24 protein-coding genes and 1 tRNA gene are annotated in these 23,534 nt (G+C 59.2%); 10 read left to right on the top strand and 15 right to left on the bottom strand.

The features are described 5' to 3' along the window. Window positions 1–4: 4 nt before the first annotated feature. The 4 genes from ACR0LD_RS05990 (at window position 5) to ACR0LD_RS05975 (ending at window position 4,917) form a co-directional block, all read left to right on the top strand. Window positions 5–1,120, top strand: a complete 1,116-nt coding sequence (locus ACR0LD_RS05990; RefSeq protein WP_480635966.1) for an NUDIX domain-containing protein — start codon at window positions 5–7, stop codon at window positions 1,118–1,120. A 69-nt stretch (window positions 1,121–1,189) separates the two neighbouring features. Then, window positions 1,190–2,224, top strand: a complete 1,035-nt coding sequence (locus ACR0LD_RS05985; protein WP_170338935.1) for a cysteine synthase A — start codon at window positions 1,190–1,192, stop codon at window positions 2,222–2,224. Next, window positions 2,224–4,668 (top strand): DUF3772 domain-containing protein, encoded by a 2,445-nt coding sequence (locus tag ACR0LD_RS05980; protein ID WP_480635964.1) that lies wholly within the window; start codon window positions 2,224–2,226, stop codon window positions 4,666–4,668. Before ACR0LD_RS05985 ends, ACR0LD_RS05980 begins: the two co-directional genes overlap by 1 nt. A gap of 159 nt (window positions 4,669–4,827) precedes the next feature. Continuing rightward, window positions 4,828–4,917 (top strand) — tRNA-Ser (locus ACR0LD_RS05975). Window positions 4,918–5,048: 131 nt separating this feature from the next. Here the strand turns inward: ACR0LD_RS05975 and ACR0LD_RS05970 are convergent. The 13 genes from ACR0LD_RS05970 to ACR0LD_RS05910 form a co-directional block, all read right to left on the bottom strand. Continuing rightward, on the bottom strand, window positions 5,049–6,110 hold the full coding sequence (locus ACR0LD_RS05970) for a 2Fe-2S iron-sulfur cluster-binding protein (protein ID WP_480635962.1): 1,062 nt from the start codon (window positions 6,108–6,110) through the stop codon (window positions 5,049–5,051). 38 nt (window positions 6,111–6,148) lie between these two features. Next, the gene (locus ACR0LD_RS05965) at window positions 6,149–6,727 is read right to left on the bottom strand and encodes a hypothetical protein (protein ID WP_480635960.1); all 579 of its coding nucleotides are present in this window, start codon (window positions 6,725–6,727) and stop codon (window positions 6,149–6,151) included. Further along, the gene (locus ACR0LD_RS05960; RefSeq protein ID WP_480635958.1) at window positions 6,714–7,877 is read right to left on the bottom strand and encodes an aromatic ring-hydroxylating oxygenase subunit alpha; all 1,164 of its coding nucleotides are present in this window, start codon (window positions 7,875–7,877) and stop codon (window positions 6,714–6,716) included. The genes ACR0LD_RS05965 and ACR0LD_RS05960 overlap by 14 nt, the downstream gene beginning before the upstream one ends. A gap of 9 nt (window positions 7,878–7,886) precedes the next feature. After that, the gene (locus ACR0LD_RS05955) at window positions 7,887–8,156 is read right to left on the bottom strand and encodes a hypothetical protein (protein WP_170508602.1); all 270 of its coding nucleotides are present in this window, start codon (window positions 8,154–8,156) and stop codon (window positions 7,887–7,889) included. After that, window positions 8,153–8,743 carry a TetR/AcrR family transcriptional regulator gene (locus ACR0LD_RS05950; RefSeq protein ID WP_480635956.1) on the bottom strand — a complete coding sequence of 197 codons (591 nt, stop codon included), beginning with the start codon at window positions 8,741–8,743 and terminating at the stop codon, window positions 8,153–8,155. Before ACR0LD_RS05950 ends, ACR0LD_RS05955 begins: the two co-directional genes overlap by 4 nt. Window positions 8,744–8,896: 153 nt before the next feature. Then, on the bottom strand, window positions 8,897–9,961 hold the full coding sequence (locus ACR0LD_RS05945) for a glycosyltransferase family 4 protein (protein ID WP_480636283.1): 1,065 nt from the start codon (window positions 9,959–9,961) through the stop codon (window positions 8,897–8,899). A 183-nt stretch (window positions 9,962–10,144) separates the two neighbouring features. After that, window positions 10,145–10,789, bottom strand: a complete 645-nt coding sequence (gene otnC, locus ACR0LD_RS05940) for a 3-oxo-tetronate 4-phosphate decarboxylase (protein ID WP_480635955.1) — start codon at window positions 10,787–10,789, stop codon at window positions 10,145–10,147. Then, complete coding sequence (gene otnK / locus ACR0LD_RS05935) at window positions 10,786–12,015, bottom strand: 3-oxo-tetronate kinase (RefSeq protein WP_480635953.1); 1,230 nt, start codon at window positions 12,013–12,015, stop codon at window positions 10,786–10,788. The genes otnC and otnK overlap by 4 nt, the downstream gene beginning before the upstream one ends. Continuing rightward, complete coding sequence (locus ACR0LD_RS05930) at window positions 12,012–12,809, bottom strand: N-acyl homoserine lactonase family protein (RefSeq protein WP_170445612.1); 798 nt, start codon at window positions 12,807–12,809, stop codon at window positions 12,012–12,014. Before ACR0LD_RS05930 ends, otnK begins: the two co-directional genes overlap by 4 nt. Next, window positions 12,806–13,093, bottom strand: a complete 288-nt coding sequence (locus ACR0LD_RS05925; protein WP_170432989.1) for a putative quinol monooxygenase — start codon at window positions 13,091–13,093, stop codon at window positions 12,806–12,808. Before ACR0LD_RS05925 ends, ACR0LD_RS05930 begins: the two co-directional genes overlap by 4 nt. Next, on the bottom strand, window positions 13,093–14,604 hold the full coding sequence (locus ACR0LD_RS05920; RefSeq protein ID WP_170357619.1) for a tripartite tricarboxylate transporter permease: 1,512 nt from the start codon (window positions 14,602–14,604) through the stop codon (window positions 13,093–13,095). Before ACR0LD_RS05920 ends, ACR0LD_RS05925 begins: the two co-directional genes overlap by 1 nt. Before the next feature lie 4 nt (window positions 14,605–14,608). Then, window positions 14,609–15,358: a hypothetical protein gene (locus tag ACR0LD_RS05915; protein ID WP_480635951.1), complete on the bottom strand. Its 750-nt coding sequence runs from the start codon at window positions 15,356–15,358 to the stop codon at window positions 14,609–14,611. 58 nt (window positions 15,359–15,416) lie between these two features. Continuing rightward, on the bottom strand, window positions 15,417–16,424 hold the full coding sequence (locus tag ACR0LD_RS05910) for a Bug family tripartite tricarboxylate transporter substrate binding protein (RefSeq protein WP_480635949.1): 1,008 nt from the start codon (window positions 16,422–16,424) through the stop codon (window positions 15,417–15,419). Between the two features lie 131 nt (window positions 16,425–16,555). Here ACR0LD_RS05910 and ACR0LD_RS05905 point away from each other — a divergent pair, with 131 nt between their 5' ends. From ACR0LD_RS05905 to ACR0LD_RS05880, 6 genes are all read left to right on the top strand, one after another. Continuing rightward, entirely contained in the window at window positions 16,556–17,647 is a 1,092-nt protein-coding gene (locus ACR0LD_RS05905; protein WP_480635948.1) for an isocitrate/isopropylmalate dehydrogenase family protein, read from the top strand. Then, window positions 17,644–18,675: a Gfo/Idh/MocA family protein gene (locus ACR0LD_RS05900; protein ID WP_480635946.1), complete on the top strand. Its 1,032-nt coding sequence runs from the start codon at window positions 17,644–17,646 to the stop codon at window positions 18,673–18,675. Before ACR0LD_RS05905 ends, ACR0LD_RS05900 begins: the two co-directional genes overlap by 4 nt. Beyond that, window positions 18,672–19,349: a GntR family transcriptional regulator gene (locus tag ACR0LD_RS05895; RefSeq protein WP_480635944.1), complete on the top strand. Its 678-nt coding sequence runs from the start codon at window positions 18,672–18,674 to the stop codon at window positions 19,347–19,349. The genes ACR0LD_RS05900 and ACR0LD_RS05895 overlap by 4 nt, the downstream gene beginning before the upstream one ends. A 114-nt stretch (window positions 19,350–19,463) precedes the next feature. Beyond that, window positions 19,464–20,318, top strand: a complete 855-nt coding sequence (locus tag ACR0LD_RS05890; protein ID WP_480635942.1) for a glycosyltransferase family 25 protein — start codon at window positions 19,464–19,466, stop codon at window positions 20,316–20,318. Window positions 20,319–20,451: 133 nt separating this feature from the next. Continuing rightward, window positions 20,452–20,820: a group I truncated hemoglobin gene (locus tag ACR0LD_RS05885; protein ID WP_170338900.1), complete on the top strand. Its 369-nt coding sequence runs from the start codon at window positions 20,452–20,454 to the stop codon at window positions 20,818–20,820. After that, window positions 20,817–21,875, top strand: a complete 1,059-nt coding sequence (locus tag ACR0LD_RS05880) for an adenylate/guanylate cyclase domain-containing protein (protein ID WP_170403492.1) — start codon at window positions 20,817–20,819, stop codon at window positions 21,873–21,875. Before ACR0LD_RS05885 ends, ACR0LD_RS05880 begins: the two co-directional genes overlap by 4 nt. Before the next feature lie 3 nt (window positions 21,876–21,878). On the opposite strand, the gene ACR0LD_RS05875 is transcribed toward ACR0LD_RS05880, so the two are convergent. Both ACR0LD_RS05875 and ppk2 read right to left on the bottom strand, forming a co-directional pair. Next, window positions 21,879–22,493 carry a TetR/AcrR family transcriptional regulator gene (locus ACR0LD_RS05875; protein ID WP_093961897.1) on the bottom strand — a complete coding sequence of 205 codons (615 nt, stop codon included), beginning with the start codon at window positions 22,491–22,493 and terminating at the stop codon, window positions 21,879–21,881. Window positions 22,494–22,616: 123 nt separating this feature from the next. Beyond that, complete coding sequence (gene ppk2 / locus ACR0LD_RS05870) at window positions 22,617–23,486, bottom strand: polyphosphate kinase 2 (protein WP_480635939.1); 870 nt, start codon at window positions 23,484–23,486, stop codon at window positions 22,617–22,619. Window positions 23,487–23,534 lie beyond the last annotated feature (48 nt).

The following is a 23,534-nucleotide window of genomic DNA, read 5'->3' as shown; positions in this document are numbered from 1 at the left end:
TACGATGACCAATCTGTTTTTCTACGGCACATTGCGGTATTTGCCGCTGCTTGAACTTGTTTTGGGTCGCTCGGGCCAGGATCTTGCGGCCGAGCCGGCGATGCTGCCGGACCATGCGGTTCACGCGGTGCAGGACCAAGCCTTTCCGATGATCCTTGAGGCGCCCGGCGCAGCGGCACGGGGTATCTTGGTGCAGAACCTAACTGCGCAAGACATCAAACGGTTGGCCTTCTACGAAGGTGGGTTCGACTATGACCTGCATGTCAAGGAGGTCGTCCTTGAAGACGGATCGACCGTTTCCGCCCAAGTCTTCTTTCCCGCCCCCGGGTTATGGACGCCGGCCGATCCCTGGTCATTGGAAAAGTGGGTTTCCGAGTGGGGCGCGATGACCCTTTTGGCTGCGGATGAGGTCATGGGGTATTTCGGCAAGGTCGATGCCTCTCGGATCGCGCGCAGCTTTCCTGCCATTCGTACCCGCGCGTGGGCCAAGCTTGCGGCGCAGCAACGAAAAACCGGGGATGGACGCAGCGCCGGCGATGATGTGATCGTTCACCGCCACACGCGCGCATACATCGACTATTTCGGGATGGAAGAAATCGAACTGCAGCACCGCCGATACGATGGGTCGATGGGGCCGGTTCTCAATAGGAATGGCTTGATGCAGGGTGCTGCGGTCGTGGTGCTGCCGTATGATCCCCTGCGCGATACGGTCCTTCTGGTTGAGCAGTTCCGAACCCCGGTATTCTTGATCGATGACCCCGAGCCTTGGATGTGGGAACCGGTCGCCGGCATGATCGACCCCGGAGAAACCCCTGAACAGGCGGCCCACCGGGAAGCCATGGAGGAGGCGCAGGTGTCGTTCTCGCGGCTCGAATATGCAGGTGGCGCCTATTCTTCGAGCGGATCTTCCACCGAATTCATCCACCTCTATGTTGGGATTGGAGACCTCACCGCCTCGATCAACAATGGTGGCTTGGCGACCGAGGGAGAGGACATTCGCAGCAGGATTCTGCCATATGCCGAATTCATGGATATGGTTGACCGGCATGTCTTCAAGGACCTTCCTCTATTGTCCCTGGCGCATTGGTTGGCACGCAACCGCGATCGGTTGCGGGGATGACTATCCCGCCTTGTGGTCGGCGCAGGGCACCTGTACATCTGCGAAAACGCCAATTTACAAGAGGGTGCCATGCGCATTGCACGAGACCTTGCTGACGCCGTAGGAAAAACTCCGTTGATCCGGCTGCGCCGTGTCAGCGAAGAAACCGGGTGCGAAATCCTTGGGAAGGCCGAGTTCATGAACCCCGGTCAGTCGGTCAAGGATCGCGCGGCGCTGTTCATCATTCGCGACGCCATTGCGCGCGGCGATCTCAAGCCCGGCGGGACGATTGTCGAGGGGACAGCGGGCAACACGGGCATCGGTCTGGCGCTGGTCGGCGCGTCGATGGGGTTCAAAACCGTGATCGTCATCCCGGAAACCCAATCCGAAGAGAAGAAGGACATGCTGCGCCTCGCCGGGGCTCAACTGGTTCAGGTTCCCGCTGCACCTTACCGGAATCCCAACAATTTTGTGCATTACTCGCGGCGGCTGGCCGAGCAGTTGGCCAAGACCGAACCCAATGGTGCGATTTGGGCAAACCAGTTCGACAATGTCGCGAACCGTCAGGCGCATGTCGAGACCACTGGGCCGGAAATCTGGGAGCAGACTGACGGCAAGGTCGATGGATTCATCTGCGCGGTCGGATCCGGCGGAACGCTGGCCGGTGTGGCCGAGGCTTTGCAGCCCAAGGGCGTCAAGATCGGTATCGCCGATCCGATGGGTGCCGGTCTCTATTCCTATTACACGACGGGTGAAATCGCGATGGAGGGTGGCTCGATCGCCGAAGGGATCGGCCAGGTCCGCATCACCAAAAACCTTGAAGGGTTCAAGCCCGACCACGCCTACCAGATTACGGACAACGAAGCGTTGCCCTATATCTTCGATCTTCTGCGCGAAGAGGGGTTGGTCATGGGTGGATCCACCGCAATCAACATTGCCGGCGCCGTGAGGCTGGCCAAGGAAATGGGTCCGGGTCACACCATCGTCACCGTGTTGTGCGACTATGGCACGCGCTACCAGTCGAAACTGTTCAACCCCGACTTCCTGCGTGAAAAAGAATTGCCGGTTCCAGAGTGGATGACCGAGGCCCCGCGCAGCATTCCGGGTGTTTTTGAGGACGTATGATGCTGCGGCGGTTTCTGGTTTTACTGGCATTTGCGTTTGTGGTCGCATTTGGCGTCGCAGGCGGAGCCTCGGCGCAGCTGACCGACCGTCAGAGCGAGTACTACCAGGGTTGGCTCAGCACCGCCGAGCGTGCCGAGAAGGTGATCGAAGCCAATCGGGCATCGAATGCTTCGATGGAGAAATTGCGCGCTGAAATAAGTGGTTATCGGGACGACTTCAATCGCGCCCGAAATGCGAACACGGATCGCATTCAAACGCTGGAAAGCCAGCTCAAGGCATTGGGGCCCAAACCCGATGACGGATCTTCGGAACCCGAAGACATCGCCAGCTTGCGAGAGAACCTCGAGCAGCAACTCAACAGCCTGAAGGTGCCGCGGATCATCTCGGAAGAGGCCTATAGCCGTGCCAACGGCCTGATCAGCGAAATCGACAAGATCATTCGTGAACGGCAGCGGAAAGAGTTTCTTGAGCGCGGGCCATCGCCACTCAACCCGGCGCATTGGGCGCCTGCCTGGGTGGACGTAACCGAAGCTGGCCGTGCATTGATGAACGAGACGAAGGCCAACATGCGTTCGGCCCTTGTCCGCGAAAAGCTGAAAGAGAGCGGACTTGCCATCGGTATTCTGCTCGCGGTGGCCGCGATCCTGCTGCTGTTCGGGCGATCATGGTCGGAGAAAGCTGGGGATTATCTGCGGCGGTTCGGAGGCTCCGGGCGTGGCGTTTGGACTTTCGTCGTGTCGCTGTTCCGGATCATCCTGCCGTGGTTCGGGGTTGCCCTCATCGTTCAGGCGGTGGTCATGACCGGAGTGCCGGGGTTGCGCGGCACATTGCTGATCCAGGAAATTCCGTATTGGGCCGCGATCATCCTGTTTTACGACTGGATTGGCCGTCAGGTCTATTTGATGGGCGAAGAACGGGGTTTCAAAGTCCTGTCGGCAAATACGATCAAGGAACTGCGGGTTTATCTGGATCTGCTCGCGCTGATGCTGATCCTGCATGAACTGGGCCAATTGTTCGAACGGATCGAAAACACCTCTGAGGCTACTCGCGCCGTCGTCAGCTTCCCGGTGATACTCGTGACAGCCCTGTTGCTGCTGCGGATCCGCCAAATCCGCCGCCCCGAAGGTTCTGAGGACGAGTCTGAGCAGGGCCAGTCGACACGGCCGGCCGGGTTCAGTCAGCTGGTCGAGCTGCTCCGTCGGGCGCTGTTTTTCCTGGGCATCGCAAGCGTTGTCCTGGCTGCCATTGGCTATACCAATGCCGCCGAAGCGATCGTGTTCCCATCGGTCAAAACGCTGGTCCTGATAACGGCCATCGTCATCTTCCAGAGGTTCATCAGTTCGATCTATGGCTGGCTGACGGGGCAGGGCGACGCGGCCAGCGACTCGTTGTTCTCGGTGCTGGTCGGGTTCGTTCTGGCCATTCTGTCGTTGCCCATTCTGGCGCTGTATTGGGGCGCGCGCGACTCGGACCTGCGCGAGGCGTGGTCCCGGCTTCTGATGGGTTTTGACATCGGCGGCGTGACGATCTCGCCCAGCAACTTCCTGACTTTCGCGGCCGTATTTGCGATCGGTTACATGCTGACCAGACTACTGCAGAGCGGTTTGCGTAACTCGTTGCTTCCCAAAACCAGCATCGATCCGGGGGGGCAGAACGCGATCGTCGCGGGAACGGGCTATGTGGGAATTTTCCTTGCGGCGCTGGCAGCGATCATTGTCGCGGGTTTTGATCTGTCGTCACTGGCGATCGTCGCGGGTGCGTTGTCTGTAGGCATCGGTTTCGGATTGCAGACAATCGTGTCGAATTTCGTATCGGGCATCATCCTGTTGGTCGAACGGCCGATTGCCAAAGGGGACTGGATCGATGTCAACGGGATGATGGGCTATGTGCGCGACATCTCGGTGCGCTCGACACGGGTGGAAACCTTTGACCGGACCGATGTGATCGTTCCGAACTCGGACCTGATCAGCGGCGTGGTGACCAACTATACCCGCGGCAATACCATCGGACGGGTCATCGTTCCGGTTGGCGTCGCCTATGGGACTGACACCCGAAAGGTCGAGAAGATCCTGGGCGAAATCGCGAATGCGCATCCGATGGTGTTGGCCAACCCGGCACCCAACGTCGTGTTCCAGGGGTTTGGCGCGGACTCGCTGGATTTCGAAATCAGGGCGATCCTGCGCGACGTGAACTGGGTCTTGTCCGTAAAGTCGGACATGAACCACGAAATCAACCGGCGCTTCACCGAAGAAGGGATCGAGATTCCATTCGCACAGCGCGATCTCTGGTTGCGGAACCCCGAGGTTCTGGTGCAACCGGCCAACAAGGCAGCGAAGCCCCAACAGCCGGATCAACAGGAATCTGTGAAGACCGACGACGCAAGCTCGGCGCCGATGGGCCTGACCGAGGCGGACATGGACGGAGACAACGGCGAAGAGCTGTAGTCAGAGGACTACAGCACCATCTCGCTGGCTGGACGAGACCGAAGCGACCCCGCTCAAACGTTTGGTGTGGGGGAGCTTCAGGCAACTTGCGGATCCCCTGGATTTCCGCGCAATCGGCCCTTGCAAATCCCTGTTCGTTGGTCCAAATATCGCCGGCACGGAGAGGTGGCCGAGTGGTCGAAGGCGCACGCCTGGAAAGTGTGTAGGCGGGAAACCGTCTCCAGGGTTCGAATCCCTGTCTCTCCGCCATTCACCTTGAATACCCACAGTTTTTGCGCACCGCGCGGGATCGGTCGTGCTTTGACCCGGACACATTGGGCGAACATGTGCGGCGTGCTTGGATCCCTACCGCCGAGCGGCGAGGGGTGGTACTGGGACTGTTACGTATCGGGGAACTGTACGGCCAGTTCTTTGCTTTTGGGAACGGCTTGGCAGGTCAGAACTTCACCGCGTGCGATGTCGTTCTGATCGAGGGCCATGTGCGCCCGCATTTGAACCTGACCCTCTGCCCGAATTGCGCGGCATGCACCGCAGACGCCTGACTGGCAGCTGAAGGGCGGCGCCAGTCCCGCTGCAATGGCGGCCTCCAGGATCGTTTGCCCAGCCTCAATGGGCACATCGCGGGTTTCCCCATCCAGCGTCACCCTCGCTGTGGCCGCCATGCCGGATTGGTTCATGTACTGAACTGGGTCGGCGCCGAAGCTTTCCATGTGGATGCGAGAATCGGGCACTTCCAGCGCGTTCAGCGCTGCCCGGACGTCTGAGTTCATGCTGCCAGAGCCGCAGATCCAATACTGGACGTCCTGCGCGATGGGGGGCGTCTCGTCGATTGCCGCCTTGATCGCATCCGTGTCAACGCGGCCGGTTCGCCAGGGGCTGAACCAGCTCAACAGCGATCGAGATGACAAGACATGGCGCAAGGTGAACCGGTATGGGTTGGCCTCGACAAGGGCGTCCAGCGTTTCCCGAAACAGAATCTCATTCTCGGACCGGTTGCCGTAGATTAGATGGGCGACGGAATGTGGCTCGTGGTCAAGCACGGCTCGGATCATCGCATAAAGCGGAGTCAACCCGCTGCCCGCGCCAAAAAAGTAGTGGGTGCGTCGTGCACTTGCGTTGGGTTCCAGCGTGAAGCTGCCAAAGGGTGGCATCGCCTCGACCGTATCTCCGGCGCGCAGGGTGTCGCCGATATGGTTCGACACCAATCCTTTGGAAACGCGTTTCACGGTGATCCGCAGCGCTTCGTTTGGCGGGTTTGAGATGGTGTAGCAGCGTCGCTGCTCTTTCCCGCTCAGGCCGAAGCGCAGTGTCAGATGTTGGCCGGGAGACCAGCGAAACAGCTCGGTCAGGGCTGGTGGTACGTCCAGCACGACGGTGGTTGCGTCGCCACCGATTTCAGGCCGGATTTCAGCCACGGACAAGGGGAAGAATTTTCGGGTCACGAGTGGTCCTTTCCTGAGCAAAAGACGGCCATCTTCAGTCAGCGATAATCCATGGTGGTGTGCAGTGAGCGGATCACCCATTTTCGGCCTTTGCGCGTCAGCGAAAAGCGGTCGGTTTGCGCCATCGTACCTGCGTGACCCTGCCAGTCGTACTTGACTGTGGTGACCGCTGTTGCCGCGGCGCTGCCCGGCTCTTCCGTGATCACGATCCGCGGGGGTGAGCGGTCTGTTTCCACATATCCCTGCAGCGCTGGGAAAGATTCAAAGCCGGTGTCGCCCTTTCGCTGGGCCCAATCGGCCACCGAATAGCTAAAGTGATCATCCGGCTGGCCCTGACCATATTTTACGGTGATCGTGTGGATCGCTTCGGGATCCCAGTCGCTCAAGGCGATCTGGGAGTCGGGGGCGGAGAGCTGACGTTCGGCAACCGCCTTCGGGTCGCTGCCGGGCGCGGCGAGAGCCAGTCCGCCTGCCAGGGCGATCCCAGCCAAGGTGGCAAGAATGCGGAGTATCACGGGATGACCTTTGTGTTCTGGGCAATTGGGCGCGGGATGATTGGTGCCGGCCCAGGGATGGCGTTTGGAGAGAGTGTTTTGGGCCTGGTCATGTCTCAGCATCAGCTTTCGCCATGAAGTCCAGAACAACTTGCTGATGCTGCAAAACCGGGCCTTCTCCGACAGAGGCGGGGCCGACTTCAAACAACGGGCTTGCCAAGGATTTCTGTTGCTGTTCGCAGGCATAGACATCTTCGGTCGTGAAATCGCCCGAGGTCATCGGGTCATCTTTGGCCAACGCATCGTCGCCTTTGTATTTCGGGCCACCGAAGTCACGCCAGAACGCATAAGATGACCATTGCTGCCGCGAGTACTCCCAAGCCGACGCGCTGGCCAATCGGGTGCGGTTTTCCACGCATGTTCGGTCGGGCGCGAGCGGCGTGACGATGAAGATGTTCCAGCTGTCTTCACTGCCTGCAAGGCCAATGCCCGGAAACAGCATCGGCACCCAGGCGCCAACATGCGGTTTCGGGATTACCCGCGGAGTGGGCAGGTTTTTCTCGAGCGCGCGGGCATAGTCTGACGAGGGCGGCTCCCAAAAATGATAGTGTGGACCTTTCCAGCCATGTTCTGCGCGACCGTGGTCATACATGTGAAGCGTGTTCGAATGCAGGTGGCTCAGGTGGTAGACGTCGATGTAGTTCTCAACCACGATCTTCCAGTTGGCGCGGATCTCATAGCTTTGGCGGGCTTCGCTGTATTCGACCAATTCTTCGGGCTTGTGCGGGCCCAGCAGCGGATCCACGGGCCCGAACCACTCCGCAAGGCTCGGCGCCTGTGGGTCAGGGTGCACGAAGATCATCCCGCGCCAGAGATCGACGCTTGCGGGTTTCAACCCGAGGCAAGATTTGTCGATGCCGTCAGGATATTCGCGGTTTTCATCCGGGACCGAGATCAGGTTGCCTTCCAGATCGTAGGTCCAATCGTGATAGGGGCAGGTCAGTGCCTTCTGTGTTTTGCCCACTGCACGGATCAATTGGGTTCCGCGGTGACGGCAGATGTTGTGGAACGCCCGCAGCCGACGGTCGCGCCCCATTACGACGAAGATGTTGTTCAAACCCGCCTGTACCGAGATGTAATGTCCGGGCTCGGGTACATCCTCGGCAAACCCGGCATATCTCCAGGTGCGAGAGAAGATCAGTTCTTGCTCGCGGTTGTACCAGTCCTGCGCTGTATAGGCAGAGGCGGGAAGTCGGTGATACATTCGTGTCATGAAAACCTCTCAGACCAGCCAGGCCGGATAAACGGCCGGTGCGATGTCGGCGGTAACCATCAGGCCGCCGAAGACCATCCAAAGAACAGTAACGGTCCAGAACAAGAGTGGATCGGTTTCGCGGTTGACGGTATCGATCAGGAAAGCTTGGCCGCTACGGATCGACGGTATGGCCCACCAGAGGAATACCAGCCCCCAGGGCCACTGGAGCCCCAGCCATGTGGCCACCAAGAGAACGGGTAGGGCTACGTAGTTGATCAGTCTGGGGAGATTGATCATGCGTCACCCTCCAAGCTCGTAAGCAACGCCAGCGCTGCCGCTTTCAGATCGTCGCGCCACTGAACTGGCGGTGAAATCGGGACAAGCGCGTCGATGTTTTGAGCGCAAGCAGTAACTCCATGGGCGACTGCCCGAATGCGTTCGGGAGGTGCCGATGGATACGCGCGGGCCAAAATGCCTTCGATGACGGCCAGAAAGTCGGCGTAGCTTTGGGTCAGTTTGGGGCCCAGGTCAGGAATGCGTTCTACGGCCGTTGCCAAAGCCTGCCAAGCCAGCATCAGCCTGGGATCATGGCCGTGCCCGTCGTCAAACAGGGCATCAATCAACTCAGATGGCTCACCCTGCGACCCGAATTGAACCGAGACTGCCTCTGTCACTTCGGCAAACGCGTTGATCACGTGGTCTGCCAATGCCGCCGTCATGTCATCCCGGTTTCCCAAGTAGTGGCGCAACAAGGGCCGTTTGACACCAGCCTCTGCCGCGATGCGTTCTTGTGTTGCGCCTTCCAGTCCGAAACGGGCCACACAGGTCAGGTAGGCATCGAGTATTTCAGCGGATCGTTGGTCTTTGAGCGTAGGCCGGGGCATTGGGGCTCCTTTATTGTCAGTTTTGACAAATAACTACAGCGGATAAGTTGTCAATAATGAAAATTAACAAAAGCAGGGTTGAGGACAGGCCAAAATCAGCCTGTCCCTGCACAGGATTGGGTATGATGGGACGGTCGACCGTGTCGGGTCTCGTCAGGTCATACGACCGTTTCGCGCAACTGCGTCCGCGACGACGTTCTCCCACTCGGAGTAGACCTTCTCTGGAGAAAGAAGCGCCCTTAACTCATCGGATTCGTTTGCCATTCCCGCGCGGGTCGTCGGGTCATTGATCAGACGAATGGCGGCTTCTGCCAATCCGGTTACGTCGCCGGTCGGTACCAGATAGCCATTTCGTCCGTGGCGGATGAATTCGGACGGACCATAGTCACAATCGAATGAGACGACCGGGATCCCGCTGACGACGGCTTCGGCGACAACATTGTGAAACCCTTCATACAGCGAAGACCCAACCACGATATCGGCGTCGTTGGCCCAGTCGCCGACCCGGGCCGTGTTGCCTGGCAAATGAACGCAGCCCTCAAGACCCAGAGACTTGCGCAATTGCTCGAGTGCGGGACGCTCGGGACCTTCACCGTAGATCGTCAGGGTGGTCCATGGGCACGCGGCATGGATCCTGGCCATGGTTTCCAGAAGAAGGTGAAAACCTTTCTGCGGCACCAGGCGACCGACCGAGACCAGGTGACGCGCTTTTTCGGAGTTCGACACCTGCGCGCGTGTGAAAGGCTCGATCGGGTTCGGTATGACCCGACCGCGACGGCGGAGCGGGCCGGGCAGATCCGCCAGACCTTTTTGCGTCAATGCAACGACAGCCTTCGACCTTCGGCCCAGAACGGATTGCAGTCGCGCCCATCCGGGGTGTGCGTCCTGCAGACGTGGGTTGTTCCGTTCCGAAATGATGACCGGCAGCTTGGAGTCCAGTGTGGCGATCAGTGTAATTACATTCACTTTGGTCAGAAACGAAATCACGACATCGGGTCGCAGTTCGCGAATGACAGAACGGACGTGCGTGATCCTATTGAACTGCCCGCGCCTGCCGGACAGCGCGCTGGTCCGCACTTTTTCGTTCATCGAGAAATAGGGACCGTTTTCCGGCATGCTGAACGCCGTTGCGTGAACCTCGCAACCGCGTTCCACAAAATGGTTCGACAACATGGTGATGACTTTTTCCGCACCACCCGGACCGAACCCTGCCTGCACAAAAAGCAGCTTTAAACCATTCAACGGCACAGTCCCCCGCCGAAAATGGTAATTTACGCAGGGTAATTGAGCAAGCTTGAGGTGATCTTTGCCAGAAATGTGCGCAAAAGCTGGCGGCAATAGCCGAACTCCGGCCGATTGGATCGCAAAGCGTGTTGTCAGAGCAGCAGGTGTTCGAACCGGTTACTTGCTGTGGCCTGTCAAATCGTACAGGGCTGAAATCTGTTCGGCGCTCAGCTGGCGAGGGTTCAGTCCTCGGGTCAGCAGGGCGAGTTTTGCGGTTTCCTCCAGTTCTTCCATTGCGAAACTGGCCGCCCAGATGTCTTTGCCGGCAACCACAGGGCCATGATTGGCCAGCAGCACCGCGCTGCGCTGTCCGGCCAGTCCCCGGACCGCATTGCCCATTTCAGGGTCGCCGGGCAGGAAGAATGGCAGCAATTTCACCCGGCCGACCCGCATGATTGAATACGGGGTCAATGGCGGCAGAACGTCCTCGGGGTTAACTTCGGGAAGCATGGACCAGGCCACCGAATGCGTCGAGTGGAGGTGGACCACAGCCCCGGTCTGCTGCCTTGTGTCGTAGAAGGCCGAGTGCAGTGGGACTTCCTTGGTCGGCAAGTCGCCATCAATGTGCTGAAACCGGGCATCCAGATGGCTGATCCGTGCCGGGTCGAGAAACCCCATCGAACTGCCGGTCGGCGTAAACAGGATCGTTCCGTCAGACAGCCGGGCCGAGATGTTGCCCGACGCACCGCAGGTCAGTCCCCGGTCGAACATCGACCTTGCAAGCAGACAGATTTCTTCCCGTAGCTTCGCCGCCTCGCTCATTGTTGTTGCTCCATCCTGTTCAAGGCGTCCGCAAAGAAATTGGGGCCGCCGAAATTGCCCGATTTCAGCGCCAGTGCAACGGACGGGGTGCCGGGCAGGAGTACCATGGGAACGCCGGCGGCCAAGCGGGGCCCGATCTGCAACTGCTGTGCGCGCAGGCCCTGGACAACCGCGCCCGAAGTCTCACCGCCTGCAATGACCATCCGGCGGAAGCCCGCGGCCCAAAGGCTGCGGGAGAGATCGGAGAACAGGTTTTCGATCGCGGCAGATGCCTGTTCCTTGCCGAAGCAGTCCTGTGCTTGCCTCACGACTTGTGGATCGGCCGAAGAGTAGATCAGCGGCGCTTGTTTCTGCTCGAGCGCCCAGTTGACCAATTCTTCCACCGAGATCGAGCCGCTGACCGCGTCCCGCGCGGTGACTTCGCGGTGTGGGGCGATGTCCCGGTAGCGCGAGACTTGCTCTCGGGTGGCGCGACTGCAGGATCCTGACAGCACGATGCCGGGTCCGGACACTCCGTCCCACTGTGGGTGTCGCGGTTCGAACCCAAAATTTGCCGGCAACCCAAGCGCGATCCCGGACCCGCCGCAAAGGAGCAGGGTATCGCGGGCAGCCTTGCCGATTTCCAGCAGGTCTGCGTCGCGGATCGCGTCGACAATCGTATGACCTTTGGCAGGCAGGGCAGACCGAATGGCTGCAGCCCCCTGCATGACCACCAAGGCGGCCACATGATGAATCGGACGGGCGGACTGAGCGGCCAGCAGACGCCGGAGATCAGGGTCGGTCATCGGAGTCAGTGGATGGTTCTGCATGCCGCTTTCACTCAGCAACTTGTCCTGCACGAACAGGTGCCCTTGGTAGACGCTGCGCCCATTTTCAGGAAAAGCCGGGCAGACGATTGTGGTCGGAGCGTTCAGCCTTTCCGAGAGCGCATCCAGAACCGGACCAATATTGCCCTTTGCGGTGCTGTCGAAGGTCGAACAGACCTTGAAGACGATTTGCTGCGCACCCTGGGACAGCAGCCAGTCACAGGCCGCCAGACTGTCGCGCACCGCCTCGTCAACCGGGGCCGTGCGTGACTTGAGCGCAACCACGGCCGCATCAAGATTCTGGTCCGCGTGGCCCTTTGGGATGCCAACAAACTGGCTGACGCGCATGCCGCCCTCAGCGAGGGTCAGGCCAATGTCGGATGCGCCGGTGAAATCATCGGCAATGACTCCGATCTTCATAGTTTGATCTCTCTGATTGGCCCCGTGTCCAAACGGTTGATGTGGTCGGCTGGTCCCGGGGCAAAAACGGACCGGACCAGCGGATCGTGGCCTGGGATGATCAGGCCAGGGGCAGACGCGAGGCTTTGCAGCTTGTCAAAGCCGTCCAGCATGTCCTGCAGGTCGACCACAATGGGAAATGGTTTTCGGGCCATGAAGTTCTCGTAGTAATGCGATGCGTCCGACGCCAAAACCATCCAGCCGCTGGCAGTTCGGACCCGTACGCATTGCAGCCCGCGGGAGTGGCCGCCGATGCAGTGGACCGTGACACCGTCGACCAACTCGGCGTCGCCGTCGTGGAAAACCACTTTGCCGGAATAAAGCCGCTTGACCGCCTCGCAGATATGACCGGCCGAAAATGGCGCGCGCAGAGTGTCGTGGCACATGCAGGGACCCGTGGCAAAGGCCATCTCGGCCGACTGCATATGCAACGTGGCGTTTGGAAACAGGTGCAGACCCCCTGCGTGGTCATAGTGCAGGTGCGTGACGATCACTTGCTGAATGGCCTCTGGCGCGATCCCGAAAGGCAGCAAGGCTTCACGCGGATCCATGGCAATAGGCCGTCCGCGGCTCAGCCCTTCGTCGGTGTCATACCCGGTATCCACCAGAATGACCTGCGTGCCGCGCCTGAGCAGCCACAGGTAGTAGTCCATGGCATGAGGAGCCGCGTGATCGTCATCCAAAATGAAGCTGTCAGCGCGGGTGCGGGCATTTCTGTCCGCATATTTGATGGCATAGACTTCCCAGTCGTTCATCGCATGACCTCGGAGAACGTGTTGACCTGCTTTCGGACCACCATATCCGAAACCGCCAGATCGAATTCCTTGAAATGCGGACTGTCCAAGTGGATCCTGAACGCGTCGGCGTTCGCGTAGATCTCATACAGAAAAACGATGGCCGGATCGTCGCCTGCGCAGACGTCGAATTGCAGACACCCGGGTTCGTCGCTCAACGACGTGCGCGCGTTGTCCAGCATCAGAGGCAGGAAACGCTCGCGTGTCCCGGGCTTCAACTCAAAGGTTACGGTGACGGCATACATCAGGCGGGCGCTCCTTTCAGGCGGGCGAACAGGCGTTTGACCGGAGGCAATTGGCTGAGGATCAGCGCCAGGTTCAACACCAGCAGAATTGCTGCTCCGGGTCGAGAAACAAATACTGACAGATCACCATCCGACAGGAACAGTGACCGGCGGAATGTCTCGTCGAACAACCCGCCAAGGATGACGCCGATGACCAGTGGCGCAATCGGATATTTCATCAGGTTCATGAAATACGCCACGAAGCCGACCCCCAGCATCAGGTAAAGGTCATTGATGCCGCCACCCACACTGAATGAACCAATCGTGGTCAGAACCATCACGACGGGCAAGAAAACAGTTTGCGGGATTTTGAGAATCTTGATGAAGACCCGCGCGGTGAAAAGGCCCATCAGGAACATCGTCAACGATGCCAGCACCAGGATGGCCACGACCCGCAGGATGATTTCGGGGTCGATCGTTGGGCCGGGGATGACGTTGTTGATTTTGAACGCCCCCAGCAGCGCGGCCGCGGGTGGTGAGCCGGGGATGCCCAGCACCAACAGGGGGATCAGTGCGCCGCCGATACAGGCGTTGTTGGCTGTCTCTGAACACAAAAGCCCGTCCAGTGAACCTTTGCCGAAGTTCTTCCCATCCTTCGAAACGGTTTTGCCGACACCGTAGCTGACCCATCCGGCAACATCCTCGCCGACGCCCGGCAGGGCACCAACGCCGGTGCCGATCACGCCGGACCTGCCGATGGTGGGCAGGTGACGGCGGACCGTCGAGAGATTTGGCAGGATGGAGCCTTTCAGAGCCATGACCTTGCCGGCTTCGACATGGCGCAGGCCTTCGATGATCTGAGGGATCGCGAAGGCCCCCATGAGAACGGGCACCACCTGGAACCCGCTCAGCATGTAGGACCAGCCGAAAGTGTAGCGGGGTTCGGACAGCAAGGGGTCAAGTCCGACCATGGCCATGGCAAGCCCGATCAGACCGGATATCCACCCTTTGAGTACCAGGTCCTCGCTCATGAGCGTGCCAGACAGAAGGATACCGAACAGGGCCAGTAGCGCCTTTTCCGGGCTTGCGATATTCTTTGAAACAAGCAGCAGTGCCCAGACGAAGATCAGGAGCGTGAGTGTGCCGATAATGGTCCCGATGAAACTGGCCGTCGTCGTCAATCCAAGCGCCTCACCTCCGCGTCCGGCCTTGGCGAGCGGGTGACCGTCCATTGCGGTGGCGGCGCTGGCGGCGGTGCCGGGGATGTTCAGCAGGATCGAGGGATAGGACCCGCCGTAAATCGCCCCCACATATGCGCCCAGCAGCGCGATCAAAGAGTAATCCAGCGGGATCTTGTTGCCGAAGAAACCGGTCAGAATGGTCACGGCAAGGGTCGCAGTCAGGCCGGGCAGGGCACCGAATGTGATGCCCAGAAAGACCGAAAAAACCAAATAGAGATAGGTCAGCGGATCGGCGACCAGCGCAGCAAAGGCATGGCCGAAACCCGCCAGCTGAGACAAGACGAACTCCATGGTCTTAGCCTTTCCAGATCGGGCGGAGCGTCACGTAGTAGTGGTACTCGATTTGTTGAAACAGCAGGCCACCGCGCGCCGGAACATTCTGGCGAAATCCGAAGGCCATGGCGCAAACCAGGGTAAACGGCGCGAGGATGGCTATGTAGGGAACAACCCGCAAAAGCCGCTCGGACCGGGCCTTGACCAAAACCGGGATCGTCAAGGCGACCCAAATGCCCAACGTGACCCAGTCGTCCGCATGTGCGTTCCAGTCGGCTTGAGCAGGATAGAGCAACCAGGACGTGAACCCAGCCAGGCAAACGGCGCCGCAGGCGATCATCGCGCGCCGCGGGTGCCCCCCGTAATATCCAAATATGAGAGCGGTAATCAGAAGGCCGGAACACAGGATGAAATCGACGCGCGGGACCAGCCCGCCCACATAAGCCAGAAGGATCAGGCCAATGGTGGAAAACCGAAATGCTTCGTCAGGGTTCCAGCCGATGCCAGCCGCACCAAGGGCGTGCCGCGCCCCGCCGGACCGGACCGAGACCACGAACAGCGCGATCGAGAGGCACAACAGGCCCACAAAGATGAACAACGGAACAATGGCTGCTGAGTCGTACCATTGGGTACCGCTGACCCCTGCCTTGTTTTCTACCCACAGGGGGATGTCCATGGTCTTCCACAGGAAGAACACCGATGTTGCCCCCAAAACCAGCGACGCCCAGAAATCCCGTGCGCGCAGGACCAGAATGTCCTCAGCCTTTTCCAACGTTGCCCTCCCGTGCAAAAAGGGGGCGCGGAACCGCGCCCCCAAGATCGTTTGTCGCTCAGGGGTTTTCGATGCCCAGAGAGGCCGGATCGACGGTCGTCGCGCCCAGATCTTGCAGGGTGTATGCAAAGGTGGATTCCAACGTCGAGAACAGCTTCTGCGCCTCGGGTCCGTACTGTCCGCCGATGTCATAATTGTTTGCTGCGGCCCAATCGGCCACGGCTTGCGAGGCCATGGCTTTCTGGAACGCATCCGCCAGTTTTGCCTTTACATCGTCGCTTGCCGAATTGTGGACCGCAAAGCCGATTGCCTGTTTCAGCGGCAAATATTGGTCGAGCCCGTCATAGATGCCAAAGGCCGAAGGAACGGTCATTCCCGCGATTTCCGCGTTTTCAGGTGTCAGCATCGCCAGCGGGCGCAACTGTCCGCCTTCGATCAGCGGGGCCTGTTCCGCCAGCGAGGTCACGACCAGCGCAACTTCACCGGCGATGGCGGCCTCTTGCCCCGGAGCTGAGCCTTTGTAGGGGACGAATTTGAACTCGGCGCCCGAGCCCTTTTCAATGGCCAGCAGGTTCAGGTGGTGGATGGATCCCGCACCCGAGGCTGCCGCGGGGATGGTTCCGGGCGCGGCCTTCGCCGCGTCCACCAGCTCTTCAAGGCTGTTGTAGGGGCTGTCGGCGGGAACCGAGATCAAATCAGGCGAGCCGCCAACGATGAACGGATACCAGTAGTCGAACTTTTTGTCCCAGCCGCCCTGGACGGCGGCGGTCACGTTCGATTCGGAAAGTCCCACCAACGTATAGCCGTCATCAGGCTGGTTCATGACGTAGACCATTCCGTTTGAACCCGCCACGCCTCCGGTCTGGTTGATCACGTTGATCGACACCGGCAGATGTTTCTCCATCTCGGCCATGATCATCCGGTTGATGGTGTCGGTACCGCCTCCGGCGCCCCAGACGACGGCGGTGGTAATGTCCCGGTACGGATATTCCTGTGCGCTGACGAGCCCTGCGGCACCTGCCGACATTAGGGCGGCCGCTGCCAACCTTGCGATTTTCGACTTCATCTTTTCCTCCCAGATGCAGTGATGTGTTTGTTGTTGCATTTAATTGCGTATACGTTACACAATGCGTTGTCAACGACCGGAATTGATTTAAGGTCGAACGCAAGAACACAGGAAAAGGACGCAGGGCGCAGATGGCCGAGAGACTAGAGATTGCAGTGTTCCACGGGGACGGGATCGGCCCGGAAATCATGGCTCCGACGCTAAGCATCCTTGCGCAGCTGTCGGAGCAGACCGAGGACTATACACTTGAGTTTCGGGAGGTTCCGGCCGGGGCAGCCCACTATGCGCAAACCGGAGAATCATTTCCGAAAACGTCAATGGATGCGGCGCGGCAGGCAGATGCCATTCTACTGTCCGCAATGGGTTTGCCGGACGTTCGGTACCCGGATGGGACCGAGATTTCACCTCAGATCGACCTCCGCAAGGCGCTGGGGCTGTTTGCCGGCGTGCGCCCTGTGCGGGTGAGAGCTGGGCAAGCAACACCGTTTGCCCTGCCGCCTGGCAAGGAAATTGACTTTGTTCTGATCCGCGAAAGCACTGAGGGGTTGTTTCACACCCAGGGGTGCGGAGAAGTGACCGAGGACGAGGCGCGCGAGACGCTGCTGATCACCCGAGAGGTCTGCGAAAAGCTGTTTCGGTTTACCTTCCAGTTGGCGCATGACCGAAAGGCATCCGGGCAGGGTCGGGGTCGTGTCACCTGTGTGGACAAGGCCAACGTCTTCCGTGCCTTTGCATTCTTTCGGGATCTGTTCGATGCCGAGGCTGAGCGTCACCCGGATTTGGTTGCGGATCATGCCTATGTGGATGCAACGGCCTTGTGGATGGTTCAGAAGCCTTGGGAATTTGATGTTCTTGTCACGGAAAACATGTTCGGAGACATCCTGTCTGACCTTGGGGCCGGTCTGATGGGAGGGCTGGGGCTGGCGCCCTCGGCTGACATTGGTCTGGATCATGCGGTGTTCCAGCCCTGTCACGGATCCGCCCCTGACATTGCCGGGGAAGGCATCGCCAATCCGTTTGCCATGTTCCAGTCGGCGGCGATGATGCTGGAATGGCTTGGGTTGCGGCATCAAAACCCCGCGTTGTCGCGCGATGGGCAACGGCTGCACGCGGCAGTCGACGGCGTCGTATCCGAGGGCCGAATTCTGACCCGTGATCTTGGCGGAGAAGCCGACACGCTGGCCGCAGCGCGGGCGGTGGCGGACAGGGTGTTTTCGGCGTGAGCAGCCAGAAGTTCATTCGTGTCGCCTGTGTCGGCGCCGGCTATTTCAGCCAGTTCCACTATGGCAGCTGGCGCCGCATACCGCAGGCTCAACTGGTCGCCGCATGTGATCGCGATCTCGAGAAGGCGGCCGCCACTGGATTGACTGCCTATGATGATCTGCCGTCGATGCTGGCCCGGGAATCTCCCCAGCTGTTGGACATAATCCTGCCGCCTGAGGGTCATGCCGACGCAATTCGTGCCGCGCTGGACGCAGGTGTGAGTTGGATCCTGTGCCAAAAACCGTTTTGTCTATCTCTGGCAGAAGCAGAGGCTGTTCTGCAGGATGCTCGGGATGCCGGAGCCACCGTCGTTGTCCACGAGAATTTTCGCTTTCAGCCGTGGTATCGGGTGATGAAGGACGCCCTGACACGCGGGGATATCGGGACGCCGTTGCAGGCCACGTTCCGGCTGCGCCCGGGCGACGGGCAGGGGCCGCGCGCCTATCTTGATCGACAACCATATTTTCAGAAAATGCCGCGTTTTTTGATCCACGAAACGGCGGTGCATTGGGTCGATACGTTCCGGTTCTTGTTCGGCAAGCCAGTCTCGGTTTATGCGGATCTGCGGCGGATAAACCCGGTCATTGCCGGAGAGGACGCAGGCTATGTCATCTTTGAGTTCGAAAACGGCGTGAGGGCCGTATTCGATGGCAACCGGAACCTGGATCATGCCTCGGACAATCTGCGCCGCACCATGGGGGAGGCCTTGATCGAAGGCACTGGCGGAACACTGACGATGGATGGCTTTGGCGCCGTTGGGCTGCGGGAATTCGGCAGCCAGAGCAGAGAGCAGTTGCTTGCACCCGATAAATGGGAGGGCTTTGGCGGCGATTGCGTGCACGCATTGCAGCAGCATGTCATATCCGGTCTTCTAAATGGAACGCATTTGGAAAATACTGGCCCGGACTATCTGGACGTTATCCGCATTGAACAGGCGATCTACAGATCTGATGCGGAGGGCAAGAAAATCGTTTTGGAGGCCGAATGAAAAACGAGACCGGCAAGGCTCTCTCGAATACTCAACGCGCGGTGCGGGACTTGCGGCGGATGATCCTGACCGGAGAGTTGGCCGCCGGCACCGACCATCTGGAAACCGAACTGGCCGAGCAGTTGGGGATGTCGCGCACGCCGGTTCGCGAAGCAGCGCTTATGCTGGAAAGCAAGGGCCTGTTGGAAATGCGGCCGCGCAAAGGGGTGCGGATCCTGCCGGTATCTCCGGATGACATGCGCGAGATCTATGACATTCTGACCGAGTTGGAGAGCCTTGCAGCCGAACGCGCGGCCGAGGCCGGATTTTCCGAACAAGACCTTCAGCCGTTGGCGGAATCGATTGCCCAAATGGATCGCGCCATCGGTGAGGAAGACCTGGAGGCTTGGGCCAAGGCCGACGACCTGTTCCACCGCGAGCTTGTCCGATTGGGTGGCAACCGGCGGGTGGAAAGCATCGTGTCCATGATGAGCGACCAGGTCCGCAGGGCGCGGGCCTCGACCCTGTTCATCCGCCCGTTGCCGGTCAAGTCGAATGAGGATCACCGTGCGGTCTATACCGCAATACGCGACGGCAAACCTGAGGTTGCGCGCGATCGGCATCGCCAGCATCGGCTGCATGCCAAATCCGTCATCATCGACATTTTGGAAAAGCATCGGCTGAACAAGCTGTAGCCAGTCAGTTCGCTCAGCCCGCTGGCCGTAGATCTGCCGGCGGTGCGATCTGGACTTCCGGTCCCAACTGGGGATATGGCCAATAAAGCGGCGCGCGATGCGAAAGGACTTCCGGTGCAGATAACCCAGCAGATGGCAGGCGACAGCGTCTATTACATCAATCTGGACCGTGTGCCCGAGCGCCGGGCGTTCATGGAAGCGCAGTTTCTAAAGGCTGGCCTTGTGGGTGCACATAGGATTAGCGCCACGGATGCCAGTCAGTCGGGCGCGTTGGAGCAAAACCGATATGTCGCGGGAACGGGAACGCGCTGGGGTCTGACGACCAGCGAAATCGCCTGTTTCGAAAGCCATAGATCGGTTTGGCAACGGATCGTCGATCGGAACCTTCCAGCCGCAGTCGTCTTTGAGGATGATGTGGAAATGTCCTCTGGCGCTGGCCGGGTGATCACCGAAGTGCTGAACCACCCGGAAGCCTATGATTGCGTCAAATTGGATTACTCGCCCCGGTCACTGCGCTTTGGGCCGGAGACCGGGATCGGAAATGTCCGCGTGCGCCCAATGTTGGAAATGGCGCCAAGTGCGGCGGCCTATGTTCTGTCACAGGCAGGCTGCCGCAAATTGTTGGCATGGTCGCAGAGATATTCTGACCATCTCGATGACTTTCTGTCCTTGCCGCGCAGGGATTGGAACATGTTTCAGTGCTTTCCGGCCGTGGGTGTCCAGATGATCTGGTCGGGACGGCAGGAGCAGATCGACGAACCGGTCAAAAGCAGCGAACGAACCCAAAGCGCAGCCACAAACAGCGGATTGGACAAGGGCCCTACGTGGTTTCGGCTGCGGCGCGAGCTTCAGTCGGCCGGCCGAAAACTGAAATGGAAGCTGGGCGGTCAGGAGCGGCTTGTCCAGCGCGGCGGCATGGTGGACTTCATTCCCTGTGCCGACGATCTGATCGTGCGCCCTTGGTCCTGAAGTCTTTGAGCCAGTGGTGAAAAACCAAGCGGTTCCAACCATCCGCGCCAGTCGCAAAGTGCATAAACGTTAACAAAACTCTCGATTTGATATAACCTCGCAGTGTTATTGCGCGATTTTTTGGGGTTTTGGTGTGGGTCAAACGATTTACGAGAAATACGGCGGGTTCAAAACCATCAGCCGGATCGTGATGACATTTTACGAAATGGCATTGGAATCGGACGAGATCGGAGGCTACTTCGAAGATATCGACATGCCACGGTTGATCGATCACCAAACCAAATTCGTTTCGTCTCTGGTGGGTGGTCCCGCGTCTTTCAGTGATGATCGGATCGAGGCCGTGCATCGGCACCTCAACATCAGCCACGATGATTTCGACGAGATGGCTACGCTGTTCGGCGAAGCCCTTTCAATTCATGGAATGACCGAAGATGACGTGCAGGTCGCGCTGGCTGCGATCGAAGGCAAAAGGGCGATCATCGTTGCCCGGGATGCGGCATGAGCATCCTGGCCATCAACGAGCATCTGCTGCGTGCCATCGGGGTCGGTATAGCGGTATTGCGGGCCTCGGACCTGACCTTCGTGTTCCACAATGGTCCATTCGCCGAATGGTTCGGCAAACCCGAGCCCGGCCAGACACTTTTGGATATATTGCCGGATCTCGACCAGCGCGAACTGGATGACGTCAAGCAATCGGGCCTGCGATACTCGGCCGAGCTGCAGATGAAGCCGAAACGCCGCACGCTGATCTTCGCGGTGACGATTTCCTTGGCCAACGGGATGGATGAGCAGGTTCTGGTTGTCGAGTGTCAGAACATCACGAAAATTCGTGAGCTGGAAAGCATGATCGACAGCTATTCGACCATGGTCGAGCGCAACACCCGGGAGTTGGAAAGAGAAAAGGAACGGGTCGAACGGCTTTTGCTGAACCTGATGCCGCGTGCGGTTTATGAGGAGTTCAAAACCTTCGGCGTAGTCACGCCTCAGCTGTATGATCAGGTTTCCGTGGTCATGCTGGATTTCGTCGGCTTTACGGATTTTGCGGCAAAAACAGACCCTACGGTCACCCTCAGTGAGTTGAATGACATCTTCACCGCCTTCGACCGGATCGTCGAACAGTTCGGGTGTGAACGGATCAAGACGATCGGAGACGCTTATCTTGCGGTCTCAGGCATGCCCGACGCCACGCCCGACCATGCCACGGCGGTTGCGCATTGTGCGGTCCGATTTCTGCGGTATCTGGAACGGCGCAACGAAAGTCATCCGCACAAATGGCAGGCCAGGATCGGGCTTGGCATGGGGCCCGCCGTAGGGTCAGTGGTAGGGATCCAGAAATACGTCTATGACGTTTTCGGACCGGCCGTGAATATAGCATCGCGGTTGCAGGTCTTTGCAAACCCCATGAACATCGTTGCCCCGGAAGAGATGAAATATGCACTGATCGATGAATTCCAGGTCTCGGACTTGGGTCCGGTCGACATCAAGGGGATGGGCATGATGGATCTGATCAATGTCACCTCACGGCTGAACGCACCGCATGCCAGCCGGATGTTTTGACGGTCATTCGTCGGGCGGAACCAGCCCCAACCCTCTGAGGTAAATGCCGATCCCGGATTCCAGAAGGTCTTCGGGCGGGAACGGCGAACTGGCCCCCGCATTGCGGGCATAAAGCTCGACTACACCATGGCTCATCGCCCAGATATGCGCGCTGAACATAGACGCCGGTGGTCGCTTTTCCGGCGGAATGTGTTCTGAAAGATCGGCCGCAGCCATTTCCAGAACCTCCTTTGCACGGTTGGCGGCCAGCGCCAGCTCGGGCGTCCGGTTGACCGAGATTCCGCTTTCGAACATCGAGATGTAATGGCCGGGATGCTTGCGCGCAAACGCCAGATATGCGCGCCCGGTCGCTTCGAAAGCGGCCAGCGCCGAGGGCTGCCCTTTGTCATAGGCATACTGCATGAGGTCCGCGAACATCTCGAACCCCTGACGGGCCGCCTCGGCGATCAGATCCTCGCGACCCTGATAGTGTCGGTAAACCGCGGCTGGGGTGACACCGGCCCGTTTTGCGGCCTCAGATAGGGTAAAGCCGGTCGGACCTTTTTCTTCGATCAGTGAGAGGGCGGCGTCGATCAGCGCCTGTTTCAGATTTCCATGGTGATAGCCGCGTTTGGTCATTCCGACGGCACCTGCCTGTGGTTGCGTGCTCTTTTACCAACCAGACATAATGCACGCGGCGCAGCAGGTCCAATCCCCGGGGCATGATCGGAGGGGCCACCGCTTGACCAAAGGCGCCCTAGACTACGCATCCCAGATTTCCGGTCCGCCACAAATCATCGGGTCGGGCTCTCCAACGGCTTCGGTGTCCTTTTCGTCATAGTCCAAGGTCGACAATACCGCCCGGATTGCCGCAAGCCGGGCGCGCTTCTTGTCGTCCGAACGGATGATCGTCCAAGGGCACAGATCGGAATGGGAGCGTGTCAGAGTTTCAGAAATCGACTGCGTGTATTCATCCCATTTGCCCAGACCGGCGATGTCTATAGGGCTCAGTTTCCATTGTTTCAGCGGGTCGTTCTCGCGCGCGAGAAACCGGCTGAGCTGTTCTGCGCGCCCGACGTTGAGCCAGAATTTGAACAGGTGAATGCCGTCATGAACAAGCCCGTTCTCCAGTGGCATGACCTGCCTGAAGAAGCGTTCCCGCTGGTCTGCGGTGCAAAATCCAAAGACGTTTTCGACGACCCCCCGGTTGTACCAGCTGCGATCGAAGAAAACGATCTCGCCAGCCGATGGCAGGTGCTGAATGTACCGCTGGAAGTACCATTGGCTGCGCTCGGCGTCGGAGGGCTTGCTGAGGGCGACATTGCGGGCGCCACGCGGGTTCAGGTTTTCCCGGAACCGCTTGATGGTACCGCCTTTGCCCGCTGCATCTCGACCCTCGAACACGATCGCGATGCGTTGTCCGGTTTCCTTGACCCATGCCTGCATCTTGACCAGTTCGATCTGCAGAGCCTCCATCTGCTTTTCATAGTCCTTGCGCTTCATCCTATCCTGATATGGGTAGCTGGGGTTCAGGATGTCGCCTTTTTCAGCGTCCTCGATGGCCTTTCGCACGCTCTCGGGAGCGTCGTTCCGAAAGTAGCTGTTGATTGCTCGGTCCGCTGCACGGGTCATGAGTTGCCTCGCCATAAAATCCAGTTTCTACTATGGATTACGGGCGGG

The organism is Ruegeria sp. BF8 (assembly GCF_056538625.1).
This window is presented reverse-complemented; position numbering and strand designations above follow the sequence as displayed.

Excerpts from the sequence above, each read along its gene's own strand:
- ACR0LD_RS05990 (WP_480635966.1), top strand. The coding sequence starts at position 5 with ATGACCAATCTGTTTTTCTACGGCACATTGCGGTATTTGCCGCTGCTT.
- ACR0LD_RS05985 (WP_170338935.1), top strand. The coding sequence starts at position 1,190 with ATGCGCATTGCACGAGACCTTGCTGACGCCGTAGGAAAAACTCCGTTG.
- ACR0LD_RS05980 (WP_480635964.1), top strand. The coding sequence starts at position 2,224 with ATGCTGCGGCGGTTTCTGGTTTTACTGGCATTTGCGTTTGTGGTCGCA.
- ACR0LD_RS05965 (WP_480635960.1), bottom strand. The coding sequence starts at position 6,727 with ATGCTGAGACATGACCAGGCCCAAAACACTCTCTCCAAACGCCATCCC.
- ACR0LD_RS05960 (WP_480635958.1), bottom strand. The coding sequence starts at position 7,877 with ATGACACGAATGTATCACCGACTTCCCGCCTCTGCCTATACAGCGCAG.
- ACR0LD_RS05955 (WP_170508602.1), bottom strand. The coding sequence starts at position 8,156 with ATGATCAATCTCCCCAGACTGATCAACTACGTAGCCCTACCCGTTCTC.
- ACR0LD_RS05950 (WP_480635956.1), bottom strand. The coding sequence starts at position 8,743 with ATGCCCCGGCCTACGCTCAAAGACCAACGATCCGCTGAAATACTCGAT.
- otnC (WP_480635955.1), bottom strand. The coding sequence starts at position 10,789 with ATGAGCGAGGCGGCGAAGCTACGGGAAGAAATCTGTCTGCTTGCAAGG.
- otnK (WP_480635953.1), bottom strand. The coding sequence starts at position 12,015 with ATGAAGATCGGAGTCATTGCCGATGATTTCACCGGCGCATCCGACATT.
- ACR0LD_RS05930 (WP_170445612.1), bottom strand. The coding sequence starts at position 12,809 with ATGAACGACTGGGAAGTCTATGCCATCAAATATGCGGACAGAAATGCC.
- ACR0LD_RS05925 (WP_170432989.1), bottom strand. The coding sequence starts at position 13,093 with ATGTATGCCGTCACCGTAACCTTTGAGTTGAAGCCCGGGACACGCGAG.
- ACR0LD_RS05920 (WP_170357619.1), bottom strand. The coding sequence starts at position 14,604 with ATGGAGTTCGTCTTGTCTCAGCTGGCGGGTTTCGGCCATGCCTTTGCT.
- ACR0LD_RS05910 (WP_480635949.1), bottom strand. The coding sequence starts at position 16,424 with ATGAAGTCGAAAATCGCAAGGTTGGCAGCGGCCGCCCTAATGTCGGCA.
- ACR0LD_RS05905 (WP_480635948.1), top strand. The coding sequence starts at position 16,556 with ATGGCCGAGAGACTAGAGATTGCAGTGTTCCACGGGGACGGGATCGGC.
- ACR0LD_RS05895 (WP_480635944.1), top strand. The coding sequence starts at position 18,672 with ATGAAAAACGAGACCGGCAAGGCTCTCTCGAATACTCAACGCGCGGTG.
- ACR0LD_RS05880 (WP_170403492.1), top strand. The coding sequence starts at position 20,817 with ATGAGCATCCTGGCCATCAACGAGCATCTGCTGCGTGCCATCGGGGTC.
- ACR0LD_RS05875 (WP_093961897.1), bottom strand. The coding sequence starts at position 22,493 with ATGACCAAACGCGGCTATCACCATGGAAATCTGAAACAGGCGCTGATC.
- ppk2 (WP_480635939.1), bottom strand. The coding sequence starts at position 23,486 with ATGACCCGTGCAGCGGACCGAGCAATCAACAGCTACTTTCGGAACGAC.